Source organism: Bacillus sp. AK031 (genome assembly GCF_053903065.1).
In genome coordinates this window covers 3723467-3739575 of the sequence record NZ_CP096424.1, presented here as the reverse complement: position 1 = coordinate 3739575, position 16109 = coordinate 3723467, and the positions used below count along the sequence as shown (strand labels likewise).

Sequence of the window (16109 nt, the reverse complement as noted above, 5' to 3'; positions counted from 1 at the left end):
TCGCTTATGGGTATATGGGTTTATTTGGTATAATCATATACATATAGATAGTGTTTGGCTCGTGTAGACGTACTGAGGAGGTTCATGCTTAGAACCTCCACATCCTTCTATTTTAAATATTACTTATAAAAACCTCTGTTATTCGGTCCAGGCAGAGGCCCTTCGAAGTTGGGATACCCCGGGTACTGCTGCCCGTTGCCCGGTCCCGGAAGAGGTCCTTCGAAGTTAGGATACCCCGGATATTGCTGTCCGTTGCCCGGTCCTGGCAGAGGTCCTTCGAAGTTAGGATACCCCGGGTACTGCTGCCCGTTGCCTGGTCCGGGAAGGGGTCCTTCGAAATTAGGATATCCCGGGTAGAAACTGCCTTGGTTTCCATTAAAGAATTGGCCTCCGTGATAAGGTGAACTTGGATACGGTTGATAGGCACCGTTAAATTTCTGTGTTGTAAAAGGGTTAAACATATTATGTTAGCCTCCTAAAAAAATGCTTGCGTAATAGCCTATGCATAAATACTATTTATGTCCCCAATTGTTTTGGACACGGACGGTTATTTATGGGAAGAGCGGTGGTTTACCAGAGACTGAAACAAGGGGTTGATTGGATTGTTTAAGAAAAAGGAATTAAAGTGTTCTATTTGCAGTAAACCAATCGAGAAAGATGAAGAAATAGCCATTGTCTTAAAAATGCCCGGATCGAGTAAAATGCCATATGGGATGCTGGATGTGTCTTTAGCTAAGCTTGCAGAAGAGGTTCGTTGTGAAAACTGCAAGCAAAAAAATTAGAGTTGAGGAGATGATTCCATGGAAGAGTTAATTGAAGTTTTTAAACTACATAATTTCGTCGTGAAACATGAAACGGCCAAAGCGGTTGAATTTGAAAACCCGCATACAAAGGAATTGGTGTATTTGCTGCCTTATAAGGAAATTTCTTTGGCATTGAACCCTTCGACTGTCGAGAATTCCATTTTGCTGAGAAACATGGCAAAGGGGCTGACCCACAGCACGGCATTGAAGAACTATCCTAAAAGGAAGAATACCGGGGAAACTCCGATTGCTTATGGCTATTCTTTTAAGTTCCAGTCAGCTGACGAACTGTCGTCATTTTTAGGTGAATTGAATTTGCTTACTGCTTTGCAGTATACATAGTGAAGAACCCCCTTGGCTGTCTTAAAAATAACCCGTTCGGTTGAGAGGGAGAAACCAATAAATTTCAAGGTAATTTGCGGTACAATTTGCAGAGCATTTTGTATCGCTTTTTTGGGGGTTTAATATAGTAAGGGGTGAGGATTTGCTAAAAGCAGTAGGTATACTTGTGTTAGTCGCACTGCTTATAGGGTGTAATGATCCTAAGACGATGGAAGAGGCATTTTATAAAGAAATGAACCGGCTTGAAGATGTTGATGATTACAACTTGATTAAGAAAGTGGAGAAGGACAATGTAATTCTTTTTAATACGTACATTGAAGGTGACGAGCATAACAACGAACAACTAATTATTGGTTATTTCAGCAAAGGAAACAATGGATGGGTATTGGATAAAGCCGCTGCTTGTTATGATGAGTGGTCAGCTTATTTAGGAGATAAGCCATATATTTGGTGTGGAACCTTAACGGAGCCAGCACATGATAAAGTTTATGTTGGCGATGCTGAAGCTAATATAATTGAAGTGGAAGGCAGCATAGAACGGGTTTGGTATCATTTAAGTGAAAGTGACAACGAAGAAATTAAAGTGATATTAACGGATGGTACAGAAGAATTGCTTAAAGAAGTGAAATTTTAGACTTTCTGTTAAGCCGAAGTATTCGCAGGATAAGCTCCAGTCCTTTGATTGCTGGCAGAACAGTTGATTGATCCGGCTATAGTTCTTATTCCATTAAAGGGAGGTTAATCGAAGAAAAAATTTCTCTGAAGGTGTGATGTATTCATTATGAATTCGTCTAATAACTATAGTCGATTATTTAATCTAGGTTTATTGAAGGGGGAATGATTATCACTATAAAATCTCTAGCATCCATTTTAATAACTTTTATTGTTTTATATGGTTGCGATAACACAAATGAAATTCAATAAATTAGTGTGGAACAAGGGACGAAAGAGGTTTACACACTTAAGAACCCACAGGATGTAGAGCTACTCAAAACAATTATCGATAACGAGACTTGGAGAAAACAAAACCCGGACACTCAAACAGATTATTTAGGTCCAGATTATAGATTTAAATTAGAAGAATATAATTACGAGGTTCTAATTCATCAGAGGGACAAATCAATCTGGGTATTTAGGTACTCAAACGATGGAGAAGTGGAAAGGGCGTATATTCCAATTTACGAAGGAGCAGAGGCATTTTTTGAGCTTATTACTGGGAATAGTTTTTGGAAGGGATAATCGTTCCACTAATGGGCAGGTAAAGAAAATAAGTATGTCCTCTCATAAAGTGGTACTGCTTTTTAGTTAATTTTAGAAGCTTTTTATTATCTTTAATCGTATTGCTAATTACTATATTAGATTTGAGGAGGGATACAATGTTCGGAGTTACACCCCAGTGTTCTATTTGCGGGAAAGAAATAAAAGGGAATGATTTAGTCTACATACAGATGAGGTATCCAGAGAAAAAGGGAATGACCGAGATAAAAGCTTACTAGAATAATGAAGGTGAATTTATCTGTGAGAAATGTTTTGACCTCGAATAATATCGTTACACTCTTCGTTGAACGAGGGAGCTAATGTAAGATCAATGGCCATTAATGTGTTCCTGCAAAAAGGAGCACCTTTTTAATAGCTTTGTATAAACCATCTTCCAATTGGGCATACTAGAACCAAAGTTTACTTGGTTGATAGCCTTGTAGGAGATGATAACGAGATGAGACTATCCGAAGCCTGGGGAAAGTATCAGTTAGATAAGAAGATTGAAGGGTATTCTCCGTTAACGCTGAAAGCTTATTGTTTTCAATACACTCTTCTGTTAAAGCACTTTGGTGATATCAGCATTAAGGACTTCACAACCGATGAATTGAAGAGTTACCTGATCAATTCAGGAGACCATTTAAAACCGGCGAGCCTGGGGCATCGTGTCCGATGCATCCGATCTCTTTTTAAGTGGATATATGATGAGGGACATCTTCCGTACAACCCAGCTGCTAAGTTAAAAGAACCGAAGATAGGAAAAAGAATCCCTAAGTTCCTTACTGATCTTGAAATCGAACACTTAAGAGAAGCTTGCGAGAGCTCGTTGGAAAATGCCTTGTTTGAATTTTTTTATTCGACAGGTTGCCGGATAGGCGAAATTGTAAAGCTTAACCGAGAAGACATAAACTTCTCAGCTAACTCTGTTATTGTGCATGGAAAAGGAGACAAAGAGAGGGAAGTGTATTTTAATACTCGCTGTTCCCTTTGGTTGAAACGTTACTTGGATGAACGGGTTGATCAAGAGGTTTGCCTTTTCATAACAGAGAGGAAACCCAAACACCGAATGAGTATTGATATGATTCGATACATTATAAAACGGGTTTCTAAACGAGCAGGTATAAAGAAGAGCATTCACCCGCATCAATTAAGACATAGCTATGCCACTCACCTAATTAATAACGGTGCACCTCTGGAAGTGATTCAAAGCCTTTTGGGACATGAGAAAAGTGAGACGACAAAGATCTATGCACAACTAAGTGGGAAGCTGCGCCAAGACTTCTATTGTAAATATTTTTGAATTATCGGAGCCTTGCCCCTCATTGGGTATGAGGCTCTTTCTTCTTGTATAGGGGGCTTAACCAAAACGTGGTAGCCCTTTCTAATGAAAGTTTTCCTTGAGTAAGCTGCTCGATTTTGAAATAATTGGTATTAAGTTAACGGGCAGGTTACTTGAAGAAACTCACGAGTTGGCTAAAAATGCTGTTAGCTTAAATAAAGGGAAATTTTCCCGTTAAATGCAGATTAGAAGTAGTTTTTGATAAAATAAGGGGAATTTTTACCTCTATTTCAGTCAAAGGTACCTATTTTTACAATTTTTGATTCAAATAAGAGGAATTTCTCCCGCTATTTAAGCTGTTTTCAGCACAATTTGCTAAATAAGGGGAATTTTTCCCTTTATAAATCTCAACTAGCAGAGAACCTGATTTCATTTTTTTAAGAATGCAAAAGGTGAACGGTGGATCTGATGCTCAACTATTCAGCCATCTGGGGCGTTAATTGAACAAACTAAAACTTGTACTTTCGGATTTTGGATTATTGAATGAGTTCTAGCAAGGATGTTTCTGATTAAATATAAAGATAAAAGGATTCGTAACATTATCCAGTGGTTTGCATTTGTAATAGTCATACTTACTCCCATGACACGAACATTACTATCGGTAACGGGAATAGCTCAAGATTTATCTTATAGTACGATAAATATTATTACTTGGGCAGGGTTTACGCTTGGTCTCGTCTTAATTTTGGATTCTTACTTATTTCCCAAAAAGGCCTAAATTCACAGCGTAAGATAGTAAAGGGACTTTACAGAACAGTCTAATCCCCTTTATTCAAGAAAGGGGCACTTATAAAAAGAAAAACCATCCCGTTCCAAGTGTTGGGAACAGGATGGTTTTCTTTTTCAGGTTCTGAAGTCCTTGAAAGAAGTCTATGTTTTTCACCAACAAACACACGGTAAAGCATCTCTTTGTCCTTTGCACTTGCTGTTAATAATACTTATTTCTGTCTTTGGGGTATTCGTAATTCAACTTTATCGTTATAGAACAGGATTGATCTCACAAATGGAAACTTGATCTCTGCCATTGTTCTTTGCTTGATAGAGATGTTTATCTGCATGTTGAATCATCTCATCAATAGTATGATAGTTTTGAGACTCATCACTGCAAAGTCCGATACTAACCGTCAAAAATAGTGAGTTGCCGTCTTCTGTTTTTAAGCCTTTAAAACGAAATGTCTCTAGTAATAAATTTGCAGCCTCGAGTGCATGATCTCTATCACAATTTGGTAAAAACACAATGAACTCTTCTCCACCATACCGGCCAACAATTCCCTTTTCCTTGAACATACCATCTATTTGGTCTGCTACAAAGGCAATCGCCTTGTCTCCTGCTGAATGTCCGTATGTATCATTTATTCTTTTGAAATAATCTATATCAATTAAGAGAAGTGACACTGGTTGATTCATTTTGGCTGCATTTCTATATAGCGCAGTCGCATTCTCCAAAAAGTATTTACGGTTAAAAACATTGGTTAAATGATCGAACATTGCCGAGTGTTTAAGAGTCTGATAGCTGTGAATGTTCTCTATCAATGTTGCGAACTGTTCCATGAAAGAAGGGAGGAGGCTGTCAATTACTGAGGGTTCTACCGAAACCTTTTTATCACTTCCAACAATGGACAAGCCAGTATGGGATTTACAAGAGATTGGAATGGATATAGCAGTACCTGTGAAATGACTTATATCAAATAAGTTTGCAGCTTCATGGCAATTTGGAAAGTGAAAAATCCTCTCCAGGTATCTTTTTTCAATTGTCACAGGACTAGTTAACTCTATGTTTCCAACCTTTGAAAGAACCTTCCAGTCTTCACCGTCTTTTATAAGGTACAACCCCTTCTCAAGATTCGTTATATCCATTAAACACTTTAAACCACTTTCTGTTAATGGCTTAACCTCTTTCAAGGCAGACATTTGTTTAAATGAATTTTGGAGTAGAGTATGGATATAATACCTCCTGGTTTCCTGCTCCTTCTCTTTGGTAATCCTTTTGATTTTATCAGCCAATCCTAATGATAGCACTAACACTTCCACTACAGCTCCAATCTTTGGAGCGAATAAAGTAAGGTTTGATAAAGGGATAAGCTGGTAAGCAGCTAATAAATTAAGTAGAACTCCTATAAATAGAAGTGACCATGCTGCGATGAAATACTTTGCTTCTCTTGTAGCGAGCCTGACTTTTAAAGCAATGGTAATAATCAGTGCCAGGAAGATGGTAGCAATAACCGAGCTTAACATTGTCATTATGCCAACATTAATGAAAAACGGAAGGAATAAAGACGCTCCACAAAAAATATTGAATATCGTAACTATTCTATTCAGTGAAGGAGCAATTTCTCTAAGTTGAAGAAAATGCTTTGCAAACTGTAAAGCAAAAAATGAAGACCATAAGATGAAAAAGGAATTTGACCTCAGAGCCCACCAAGGAAAATCTCCCCATAGCCACTGAAACGCAAAGCCATCCCAAATGGACTGCATGATTGTAAAACCAGAAATGAATAATATGTAGTATAAATAACTTTTTTCTTTAAGAGAGATGAATAAGAAGCTATTGTAAATAATCATTGCAATCATTATGCCGTAAAAAATGCCGAAGAAAGATTGTTTTAAATAGTTAGCTTCTGAAAATGCAACCGGGTCCCAAAGAGACACAGGGGCCTGAAAGAAACTATCCGTTTGAATTTTTAATAAATAGATAGTAGATGCTGCAGGTTGCAAATGAAGCTTAAAGACCATATTGCGGTGTTTGTAATTTCGGGTGTTAAAAGGAAGTTGGTATCCCATCGTTTCTTCTTTGATGAGTTGATCATTCTCCACACTATACAAAGTGACTGAACTTAGATGAGGTTTCTTAATTTCAAGCAGGAGATCCCTTGGGTTTTTATGTGGGTTAGCCAAATTTACTTTCAACCAATAGGTTGCATCAGATATATCACCTGATGCAGGTACGGTTGATATAGGTGCAAACTCATTAAACTGATCCAGAATTTGCTCATCTTTCATTTGATTTTGATCTACAATGACTTCTAATCTATTGGATAGATCTAATTCTTCGAAACTTGAAGGTATGACTGCAGCATCAGATTCAGCGAATGCAGGTGCTGTACCAATCAGTGTAGCCAACAGAATAAAAGAGAAAATCATGAGATACTTAATGTTATGTATGTTCATATAGGTAAGCTCCTAATGTTCCTTCATATAGTACAATTATAGCATAGGATTTTCATAAAAAATGTTAAACAGGGAAGAAGCTGGATTCCGAGTCTTTATAGTTAAAAAGATGTTTCTTATAGGTGGGCTAATGGAAAAACGCAAAATAAAGAGTGGCTGTAACATTGCTTGCAGCCACTCTTTACACTTCTTCTTTCAATTATAACTTCACCAGCCATTGCCTGCTAAAAAAACTAATATGCTGCTCTCACTTTAAAACGAACGGGTTACAGGAAAATCAGAGGTGGTATCTCCGTAAAGTCCGGCTATTAGGCTGCCTGGATTTATAGTGAAGGAAAAATACATACTAAATTCAGAGATTTGGAAAAGGGACAAGGGCAGCACCTTGTCCCTTTTTTTGTGTGTCGGAGTGTGTCCTTGTCTCTTGGAAACTCTGAAAAAACGAATATTAACCGTATAGTGATAGTAATATGGAATAAGGTGAAGGTAACTTGTATTATTTTCGTTCTTAAAGAAGTGCGGAACGTCCGTCCTCAAGGTGTATTAATACTATCATTTTATCGATAAAGTTTATTTATTAATAATTATTATAAATTAGTATTGATTTTTAACTGATATGTGTTATCATTTATTTGTACTTAATTTTACCTTTTATTAACTCATGAATAAGTTGGTCAACTTTTTGACTACTATAATTTATATGAAAAGGGGAAGCGAATATGGACACTAAAAATAACGGTACAAACACTGGCGGATGCCCGTTTCATCACGGAAGCATGACCAGCCATAAATCGGTCGGCACAACAAATAAAGACTGGTGGCCGAATCAGTTAAACTTGAACATCCTTCATCAACATGATAAAAAGACCAACCCAATGGGAGAGGACTTTGACTATAAAGAAGAATTTAAGAAATTGGACTACGATGCGCTTAAGCAGGATCTTAAAGAGCTAATGACAGACAGCCAGGATTGGTGGCCTGCTGACTACGGCCATTATGGACCATTTTTCATCCGTATGTCCTGGCATGCTGCAGGTACGTATCGTACAGCCGACGGCCGCGGCGGTGGCGGAACCGGTTCACAGCGTTTTGCTCCGCTGAACAGCTGGGCTGATAACGGCAACCTTGATAAAGCCCGTCGCCTGTTATGGCCAATCAAGCAGAAATACGGAAACAAGATCTCCTGGGCAGACTTATTGCTGCTGACAGGTAATGTCGCGATTGAATCAATGGGCGGCAAGACTTTCGGTTTTGGAGGCGGACGCGCAGATATCTGGCACCCGGAAGAAGACATTTACTGGGGTTCTGAAAAAGAAATGCTTGGCGATAACCGTTATACAGGTGACCGCGAGCTGGAAAATCCGCTTGCTGCCGTTCAGATGGGTCTGATCTACGTTAACCCTGAAGGACCAAATGGCAATCCTGATCCGCTTGCAAGTGCCCGCGACATCCGCGAAACGTTTGCGCGTATGGGGATGAACGATGAAGAAACAGTTGCCCTGACGGCTGGCGGCCATACTTTCGGCAAGGCACACGGTGCGGGGGATGCTGCTCATGTTGGTCCTGATCCGGAAGCCGGCCTTATTGAAGCACAAGGCTTTGGCTGGGCAAGCACTCATGGATCCGGAAAAGGCCGCGACACCATCACAAGCGGTATTGAAGGAGCTTGGACGGCTAACCCGACACAATGGGATAATGGGTACTTTGATTTGCTGTTCGGATATGAGTGGGAACTTACAAAGAGTCCTGCCGGCGCAAATCAATGGGCTCCAGTAAATCCTAAGGATGAAGATCTTGCTCCTGATGCAGAGGATTCATCACAACGAGTTCCAACAATGATGACGACGGCAGATATGGCGATGCGTATGGATCCAACCTATGAAAAGATTTCACGCCGCTTCCACGAGAACCCGGAAGAGTTTGCAGATGCCTTTGCCCGTGCTTGGTTTAAGTTATTACACCGTGACATGGGGCCGGTTTCAAGATATTTAGGTCCGGAAGTTCCGGAAGAAGAGCTTATTTGGCAAGATCCTATTCCGGCTGTTGATTATGAATTAACTGACGACGAAGTAGAAAAAATCAAGGTGATGATCCTGGACTCAGAGCTTACAATCAGCGAGCTTGTGACAACGGCCTGGGCATCAGCGAGTACTTTCCGCGGTTCGGATAATCGCGGCGGTGCGAATGGATCCCGTATCCGCCTTGCCCCGCAGAAGGATTGGGAAGTGAATCAGCCGGAACAACTTTCAAAAGTTCTCTCTGTACTGGAGGAAATTCAAAGTCATCTGGATAAGAACGTCAGCATGGCGGACTTGATTGTGCTGGGCGGAAGTGCTGCAGTCGAAAAAGCAGCTCAAGACGCAGGCTTTGATGTAAGTGTTCCATTTACTCCTGGACGTGGCGATGCAACAGAAGAACAGACAGATGCAGAAGGCTTTGAACCTTTGGAGCCGATGGCTGATGGTTTCCGAAACTATCAAAAGAAACAGTATAGCGTAAGCCCGGAAGAACTACTGGTAGACAAAGCGCAATTACTGAATCTTACTGCACCGCAGATGACGGTCCTTGTTGGCGGTATGCGTGTCCTTGGTGCGAACCACGGCGGCAGCCAGCACGGTGTTTTCACTGAAAATGCAGGGTCACTTACCAACGACTTCTTTGTTAACTTGCTTGACATAGGAGTAGAGTGGAAGCCTGTAGATGGCAGCATATATGAAGGGCGTGACCGCAAGACAGGTGAAGTTGTTCGGACGGCGACCAGAGTTGACCTCGTATTGGGTTCAAACTCCGTCCTGCGTGCGATTGCAGAAGTGTATGCTCAAGATGATAACAAAGAAAAGTTTGTACATGACTTTGTAGATGCTTGGGTAAAAGTAATGAATGCCGATCGCTTTGACCTCAACTAACAGCTGATGCTGGCCACTTTGATATGCGTCTCTCTCGGGAGGCGCTAACTAGATACTAATCATATTTGGTATTCGTTCTCTTTGGACGAATACCAATTCTTTTTAAAGAGAAGTCAGATATATGAATGATGATAAAATTTAGCAATAGAAAGAAGGAAAAGGCGTGATACCTAAAAAGAGTTTATGTACTAAGTGCCAAGGCCAGATAAAAACGCTTAAGCATAGTATCATCTGCGGGTGTGGAAGCAGGATAACCATTAAATAGAAAGCAGTCCAAAACGGACGGCTTTTTTTATATGAATTCATAATAAAATTCACATATATATTTCATTAATTGAGTAAGGCACCGAAGGAAGGGCATTAAAATAAGGGAAAATTTTTCCGTTAAACTGCTGATTTTAGCTGGGGAGAGGTAAATAAGGGAAGGATTTTCCGTTAAGCATGCCCAGTAATCCAATTTTCATGTTTTTTAAGTGAATAGCGGAAAATTTTACCCTTATTTGACCCGTTTTTTCCGACATTTCTTCGATAAGGGAAATTTCTTCCCTTATGGTATAAGCTCATGATACTGATTTTTTATTGGTCCTCACTATTATGGTGGAGGGAGCCATGAATAGTGGCCTGCGAATACTGGTGCAAATTTGTATGCTAAAAGATACTGGATAGGGAGACCTTGGTCCCTTTTAATTGAATTCCGCCTGTTCCCCGTTAAATCTTCCTGTTTACAGCCTGAGGCGGTTCCTCCAGCCAATTTTCTTCGATAGATATAAATAACCCTTCTGCATAAAACTTTCTGAACTTGGTTGATATCACCATGAGGGTTGAAAGGATATCGGTTCTCAGGCAGGAATTCATCGCCTGAGTGAGCATAAGGAAACATAACATGCCGAGGCAGGTACTGACGAAGAACATCATCAGCTTGTCCGAAAAGGGTGGCGTGTCTGCTTCATAAATGGTAAAGTCCCCTGAGGATGGAACAGGGATGTTATCTTTCTCGAGAATCCCTTGAAGGGAATTCAACACATCGTCCAGGGTATCTCTGCCTTTGCTGAAAAACTTTCTTGCTTTTTTAGACTGAGCATTCTTTGCAAAAGCGACAAAAACCATTTTGGAGAATTGAGCACGCAGGATGATTCTGCTTAAATTGGCGATTTCAGCTACATTCAACGAGCGGTGTCCGCTGAATAAATCACTGAGGTAAGCCTTGCTTTCAACGAATTCCCTTTCCTTTTTAAGTGCCAGGAGCGGGGGTTTTACAAAAATCCCCATAGAGAGCATCATCGTTACGATTTCATTTTGTATATTCATAGCGGCCTCCACATTTCGCTGAAAAAAACTCCTGACATCCTGCCTTGTACAGTCAGGCAATGCGCTTGGATATGTATGCAAGGACAGCTGGGTAAGGTCATAGCAGAAATGAATCATAAAGGTATCAGAAATAAACTTAGGTGCATTCAGGTCGGTATCTGACTGGTTGAATGCCAGTGGAACAGTAAGACCAGCGTTGACGATGATATTTTTCAGTTCATCGATATTTTTAGTGGAAAGGTCGAGCATCTCTTTGATGATTTCTTTAAAATCAGGACTCTCTACAGCTGTATAGAAGTATTGATATAAACTGATTTCCAGACTGTTTTTTAAATAGGCGGACCATACATGAGAAACCTCATTAGCAGTTAAATCTGCTGAAGATATCGTCTTGGACTCTTCATTCATTCCTCTCACACCCCTTCGCTGGTATTATTTCTCTGGAGATGGGTTTTATTCCAAAAAATTTCCATAAAAATGTCACTCAGCAGAAATGGTATAATAGTCTTAATAATATTTATTAAGAGGAGGATATGTATGAGTGAGTTAAAAACACAACAAGAGGAAATTGCTCACCTTAAAGAGAGAATTATGGAATGTGAAAAGGTGATCGATGAACTTTCTGTACCGATAATCCCTTCAGTCATTCCTGATACTATTCTGGTTCCTTTGATGGGAACATTAAATGAGAAGCGTTTGGATAACATCAAGACGAGAGTGTTGTTTGGTATTCAAAAACAAAAAGCGGATACGGTCCTAGTTGATTTTACTGGAATCAGCCAGTTAGAGGTGGAAGAACTGGGTTTGCAAAACTTAATCTATCAAATTACTGAATTGCAGTCCGGATTAAAGTTGATGGGCGTAGAAACCATATTTGTAGGATTTTCACCCAATTTTGCTCACGAGATCGTGATTTCGGGAGTCGATACAAGCAAGTTTATTACATATGCTACGTTTAGAGATGGACTCCACTATTTGATGGGCAAAAAAGGCTTGGAGTTTAAAGAAGTGGCAGAGTAAAAAAAGGATCATTTTGAAAATGGCTTTATACTTTGGTGGTCGAAGACAGGATTCCCTTCTCGGCCACTAATTTTTTTGTTTTTTTGCTGAACAATATTCTCTTTTTTCTTAATAAATAGAAAAGGGCTGTTAAACTGACACTCCCGGTTTATTAGGCTATAATAGTAGGCGTCATAATTCACCCTTCACATCAGAAAGGGGTTTTTTTGTGTGCTTACGTTACATGAGGTGACGAAGAGTTTTTCACAGTTTCAAGCCATTAAGATGGTGTCCTTGACGATTGCCAAGGGGGAGATCCATGGAATCATCGGTGCCAGTGGCGCCGGGAAGTCAACGTTACTGCGTCTGATGAATTTGCTGGAGGTTCCTGATGAAGGTGACGTCGAGGTCAATGGGCAATTCTTGACGAAGATGAACAGCCGTAAGCTTCGGGAAGCCCGGAAATCGATCGGGATGATTTTTCAGCATTTTAACCTGGTGGCCAATAAAACGGTTTATGAGAATGTGGTTGTATCCTTGGAGTTGGCGAATTTTCCAAAGAAGGAACGCCGGAACAGTGTGATGGAGTGCCTTCGATTTGTAGGGTTGGAGAGTTTCGTGGACAAGTATCCTGCACAACTGAGCGGCGGGCAGAAGCAGCGTGTGGCGATTGCCAGGGCATTGGCGAATAAGCCGCAGGTATTGTTATGTGATGAGCCGACATCTTCGCTTGACCCGAATACAACCGCTGATATATTGGGTGTTTTGGAAGATATCAATAAGAGTCTCGGGGTGACGATCATTATTGTCAGTCATGAAATGGGTGTCATTAAGAGCATATGCAATCGCGTGACGGTGATGGCAAATGGAGAGATTTATGATACGGTGGACTCCGAACCAAAAGGGATTCAGGCAAGGGACGACAGCCCGGATTACTTTATAGAGCAGCTGGCAAAGGATGTGAGATAGGCGATGCTTGAGGTTTTAGTTCAATATGAAACTGAAATTTGGCAGTCTATTGGGGAAACCTTTGTGATGGTAGGTGTATCGATCATAGCTGCCGTTCTGCTGGGACTGCCGGTGGGGACATTGCTGTTTCTGTGCAGGAAGGGCAATATGCTCGAGAACCAATTTGTATTCTCAGCTTTGAATCTCTTGGTGAATATCACTCGTTCTTTTCCATTCTTATTATTGGTGGTCTTTTTGATCCCTTTTACAAGATTGATCATCGGGACAGCCATCGGGACAGCGGCTGCAACGGTTCCATTATCTATTATCGCGATTGCCCATTATTCGCGTCTGGTCGAGCAGTCTTTATTGGACGTGCCAAGAGGTGTAATGGAAGCAGCTATTTCAATGGGAGCTTCTGTGAAAGAAGTTATTTTCAAGTTCGTTTATGTCGAGGCGCGTTCCGGACTTGTCCTTGGACTGACGACATCGATCATCAGCTTTATATCCTATTCAACGATCATGGGGGTCGTTGGCGGCGGGGGTATCGGTGATTTTGCCATCCGCTACGGTTATCAGCAGTTTAAAACAGATTTAATGGTCTATATGATCATCATCATGATTATCTTTGTTCAGTTAATCCAGTTTGCTGGGACGACTGTGGCACGGTTGATCGATAAGAGGTAGCTGGAGCACGATCATTCTCAACTGGACGATAAAAAAATGCTGATTCCCGCATCGCTTTTTATTAGGCACTTTGGCAAATAATAGAGGGAAGAATTCCCCTTATTTTGGGAATAGCACCAAAAAAAGCTTAAATAAAGGGAAAAATTCCCCTTATTTGACTCAAAACACTGGGAATTAGAGGTTATCTCTTCATATAAGGGGAAAAACTCCCCTTATTCACCAGCAAAATGAGCTCTAACCTACTAATAAAGGGAAAAATTCCCCTTATTTTTTACCGCTGGTTACTCAATCAAGGACGTTATTTAGGGATCTTCGCTGAACACGTACAGCCACCTGTGGGACCAGCGGGCGTCCAGACCCGCAGAATCGTGCACCTGCAGCGGAGATCAAATATTTTAAATAAACACCAGGAGGAAAAATACATGAAAAAATTACTTTTACTGGCAGCGGCCTTACTATTCGTTTTAGCTGGCTGCGGACAAAACAATGAAGGAAACAACCAAGAAAATGCTGCAGAGCCAAAAGATAAGGAGCAGGAAGAAGTAACATTGAAGGTCGCTTCGTTAATTCCGCCAATGACGGAAATCCTTGAGCTTGTGAAGCCAAAGCTTGCAGAAGAAAATATTAACCTGGAAATGGTTGTACTAGGGGATAATGTTCAGCCGAACACTGCTCTTGCATCTGAAGAAGTGGATGCGAACTTCTTCCAGCACGTACCGTACATGGAAGAATTCAATCGAAATAATGATGCCAATCTTGTTCCTGTGACACCAATCTATTTCGCCAACTATGGTGTGTATTCCAAAGAGTTTGCGTCAATGGATGAGCTGCCTGAAGGTTCCGTGATTGCGATTGCGAATGACGTTTCCAATATCGATCGTTCACTGTCCTTGCTTGCGCAGCATGGTGTGATTACGTTAAAAGAAAAAGAGGATGTTTACTATACACAAGCGGATATCATTGAGAATCCAAGGAACTACAAATTTGAAGAAGTTGATTTGTTAATGCTTGCGAGAATGTATGATGATGCCGATGCAGTCGTGATGACACCGGCATATGCTGCTCCGCTTGGATTGACTCCAAAGTCTGACGGTCTTCTGACAGAAGGCATTGAAAATGATTTTGCGATTACATTGGTAGCTCGTGAAGACAATGTCGATTCAGAGCCTATTCAAAAATTGGCTGAAGCCATGACGAGTGATGAGGTACGTAAGTTTTTAGAAGAAAATTATGATGAAACGGCGATTCCGGCGTTTGAATAAATAATCTAAAGGAACCTTTTCTCACTCTTGAGGAAGGTTCCTTTTTTTGGACCAGCCGCTAGCAGCCTGGCGTTTCTTTCTGCTTTGGGGTGGGGAGTGTTATATGGCTGAGTTTTCATTAATGCACTAAGAGGGACATTCCCTCTCAGTGCAAGGCTTTCTGTCACAATTTTAAAGGGAAATATTATTTCTCTACCAACAAGGCCATTGTATCATTGCCTTCATGATATTCCTTGCCAGTAACGTCATTGTAAATCGATAGCAAAGTAAAGCCAGCTTCTTCTAATTCGCCAACAATCATTTCTTTTGTAAAATATTGATGCCAGATATTATAGGTTTCCGTCTTTTGCTTGGTGATGATAGTCGTTTGTTCAAGCGAACTATCATCCTCGTACTTTGCATTTTGCGTTAGTGCTATATGCTCTTCGGGAGACCAGAATCCCCCGTTATCTTTTACATACCAACTATTTCCCTCTGAGAAATCATTGTATTTTTGTTCTGTAAAAACATCCAAAAGGAATCTTCCGCCTTTTTTCAGGCTCTTCCTGATATTTTGTAACAATTGCCTGCGGTCATTAGGTGCTAAAGCTCCATAATCACAGTAGATCAGCGTTGCAAAATCATATTGATTCTCATCCGTTGAATTCAAATAGTTTTCGTGGCGATAATGAATGGTTAACTTCTTCTCTTTCGCGCTGTCTCTGGCATATTGAATAGAGTTTTTGGAAAAGTCCATTCCTGTTACGTCATACCCTCTCTTGGCTAATCGTTCACAATAAAGCCCTGGTCCGCAACCATAATCAATGATTTTCTGAGCATCCTTTTGGGCGGCTTCCTTGTTAATGAAATCAACAGACTGATCAATAAAAACAGGATTTCTGCTTGCTCCCTCGTTAGTTGGGTCAAGATGGGCTTCTAACAAATACTTTGCGATATGCGGATCTTGCCAAAACATCTTTTCTGACTGTTGGAATTTTGGTGGCTTTTGTAACTGCTTCATTAGATCAAAAATCATATTCATTACTCCTTCAAATGGGTGTGGTTGTAGAACATCAGTTAATCATGGTTTTTTGTACTCATTTGGGTGTTG

At 40.5% G+C, this 16109-nt stretch carries 14 protein-coding genes; 10 read left to right on the top strand and 4 right to left on the bottom strand.

All coding sequences use genetic code 11. The annotated features are described in order from the left end of the window. Nucleotides 1-119 precede the first annotated feature (119 nt). Nucleotides 120-461 (bottom strand): hypothetical protein, encoded by a 342-nt coding sequence (locus tag M1E09_RS19075; protein ID WP_456272401.1) that lies wholly within the window; start codon nucleotides 459-461, stop codon nucleotides 120-122. 141 nt (nucleotides 462-602) lie between these two features. Between M1E09_RS19075 and M1E09_RS19070 the strand changes: the two genes are divergently transcribed. The 5 genes from M1E09_RS19070 to M1E09_RS19050 all read left to right on the top strand — a co-directional run bounded on the left by M1E09_RS19070 (nucleotide 603) and on the right by M1E09_RS19050 (nucleotide 3702). Beyond that, the gene (locus tag M1E09_RS19070; RefSeq protein ID WP_456272400.1) at nucleotides 603-782 is read left to right on the top strand and encodes a hypothetical protein; all 180 of its coding nucleotides are present in this window, start codon (nucleotides 603-605) and stop codon (nucleotides 780-782) included. An 18-nt stretch (nucleotides 783-800) separates the two neighbouring features. Next, nucleotides 801-1145 carry a hypothetical protein gene (locus M1E09_RS19065; protein ID WP_456272399.1) on the top strand — a complete coding sequence of 115 codons (345 nt, stop codon included), beginning with the start codon at nucleotides 801-803 and terminating at the stop codon, nucleotides 1143-1145. A 142-nt stretch (nucleotides 1146-1287) separates the two neighbouring features. Further along, nucleotides 1288-1779, top strand: a complete 492-nt coding sequence (locus tag M1E09_RS19060) for a hypothetical protein (RefSeq protein WP_456272398.1) — start codon at nucleotides 1288-1290, stop codon at nucleotides 1777-1779. Between the two features lie 742 nt (nucleotides 1780-2521). Continuing rightward, entirely contained in the window at nucleotides 2522-2641 is a 120-nt protein-coding gene (locus M1E09_RS19055; protein WP_456272397.1) for a Fe3+ hydroxamate ABC transporter substrate-binding protein, read from the top strand. Nucleotides 2642-2859: 218 nt separating this feature from the next. Beyond that, nucleotides 2860-3702: a tyrosine-type recombinase/integrase gene (locus M1E09_RS19050; protein WP_456272396.1), complete on the top strand. Its 843-nt coding sequence runs from the start codon at nucleotides 2860-2862 to the stop codon at nucleotides 3700-3702. 1017 nt (nucleotides 3703-4719) lie between these two features. Here M1E09_RS19050 and M1E09_RS19045 read toward each other — a convergent pair. Continuing rightward, nucleotides 4720-6909: a diguanylate cyclase gene (locus M1E09_RS19045; protein ID WP_456272395.1), complete on the bottom strand. Its 2190-nt coding sequence runs from the start codon at nucleotides 6907-6909 to the stop codon at nucleotides 4720-4722. A gap of 719 nt (nucleotides 6910-7628) precedes the next feature. On the opposite strand from M1E09_RS19045, the gene katG reads away from it, so the two are divergent. Beyond that, entirely contained in the window at nucleotides 7629-9815 is a 2187-nt protein-coding gene (gene katG / locus M1E09_RS19040; RefSeq protein WP_456272394.1) for a catalase/peroxidase HPI, read from the top strand. Between the two features lie 708 nt (nucleotides 9816-10523). Here the strand turns inward: katG and M1E09_RS19035 are convergent. Continuing rightward, the gene (locus tag M1E09_RS19035) at nucleotides 10524-11531 is read right to left on the bottom strand and encodes a DUF3231 family protein (protein WP_456272393.1); all 1008 of its coding nucleotides are present in this window, start codon (nucleotides 11529-11531) and stop codon (nucleotides 10524-10526) included. A gap of 129 nt (nucleotides 11532-11660) precedes the next feature. Between M1E09_RS19035 and M1E09_RS19030 the strand changes: the two genes are divergently transcribed. The 4 genes from M1E09_RS19030 to M1E09_RS19015 all read left to right on the top strand — a co-directional run bounded on the left by M1E09_RS19030 (nucleotide 11661) and on the right by M1E09_RS19015 (nucleotide 15019). Beyond that, nucleotides 11661-12143: an STAS domain-containing protein gene (locus M1E09_RS19030; RefSeq protein ID WP_456272392.1), complete on the top strand. Its 483-nt coding sequence runs from the start codon at nucleotides 11661-11663 to the stop codon at nucleotides 12141-12143. Between the two features lie 210 nt (nucleotides 12144-12353). After that, on the top strand, nucleotides 12354-13091 hold the full coding sequence (locus M1E09_RS19025) for a methionine ABC transporter ATP-binding protein (RefSeq protein WP_456272391.1): 738 nt from the start codon (nucleotides 12354-12356) through the stop codon (nucleotides 13089-13091). Between the two features lie 3 nt (nucleotides 13092-13094). Next, nucleotides 13095-13757 carry a methionine ABC transporter permease gene (locus tag M1E09_RS19020; RefSeq protein ID WP_456272390.1) on the top strand — a complete coding sequence of 221 codons (663 nt, stop codon included), beginning with the start codon at nucleotides 13095-13097 and terminating at the stop codon, nucleotides 13755-13757. A 422-nt stretch (nucleotides 13758-14179) separates the two neighbouring features. Then, nucleotides 14180-15019 (top strand): MetQ/NlpA family ABC transporter substrate-binding protein, encoded by an 840-nt coding sequence (locus M1E09_RS19015; RefSeq protein WP_456272389.1) that lies wholly within the window; start codon nucleotides 14180-14182, stop codon nucleotides 15017-15019. Nucleotides 15020-15203: 184 nt separating this feature from the next. Here M1E09_RS19015 and M1E09_RS19010 read toward each other — a convergent pair whose 3' ends face one another. Continuing rightward, nucleotides 15204-16034 (bottom strand): class I SAM-dependent methyltransferase, encoded by an 831-nt coding sequence (locus M1E09_RS19010; RefSeq protein WP_456272388.1) that lies wholly within the window; start codon nucleotides 16032-16034, stop codon nucleotides 15204-15206. Nucleotides 16035-16109 lie beyond the last annotated feature (75 nt).

Excerpts from the sequence above, each read along its gene's own strand:
- M1E09_RS19055 (WP_456272397.1), top strand. The coding sequence starts at position 2,522 with ATGTTCGGAGTTACACCCCAGTGTTCTATTTGCGGGAAAGAAATAAAA.
- M1E09_RS19065 (WP_456272399.1), top strand. The coding sequence starts at position 801 with ATGGAAGAGTTAATTGAAGTTTTTAAACTACATAATTTCGTCGTGAAA.
- katG (WP_456272394.1), top strand. The coding sequence starts at position 7,629 with ATGGACACTAAAAATAACGGTACAAACACTGGCGGATGCCCGTTTCAT.
- M1E09_RS19050 (WP_456272396.1), top strand. The coding sequence starts at position 2,860 with ATGAGACTATCCGAAGCCTGGGGAAAGTATCAGTTAGATAAGAAGATT.
- M1E09_RS19015 (WP_456272389.1), top strand. The coding sequence starts at position 14,180 with ATGAAAAAATTACTTTTACTGGCAGCGGCCTTACTATTCGTTTTAGCT.
- M1E09_RS19045 (WP_456272395.1), bottom strand. The coding sequence starts at position 6,909 with ATGAACATACATAACATTAAGTATCTCATGATTTTCTCTTTTATTCTG.
- M1E09_RS19020 (WP_456272390.1), top strand. The coding sequence starts at position 13,095 with ATGCTTGAGGTTTTAGTTCAATATGAAACTGAAATTTGGCAGTCTATT.
- M1E09_RS19035 (WP_456272393.1), bottom strand. The coding sequence starts at position 11,531 with ATGAATGAAGAGTCCAAGACGATATCTTCAGCAGATTTAACTGCTAAT.
- M1E09_RS19075 (WP_456272401.1), bottom strand. The coding sequence starts at position 461 with ATGTTTAACCCTTTTACAACACAGAAATTTAACGGTGCCTATCAACCG.
- M1E09_RS19010 (WP_456272388.1), bottom strand. The coding sequence starts at position 16,034 with ATGATTTTTGATCTAATGAAGCAGTTACAAAAGCCACCAAAATTCCAA.
- M1E09_RS19030 (WP_456272392.1), top strand. The coding sequence starts at position 11,661 with ATGAGTGAGTTAAAAACACAACAAGAGGAAATTGCTCACCTTAAAGAG.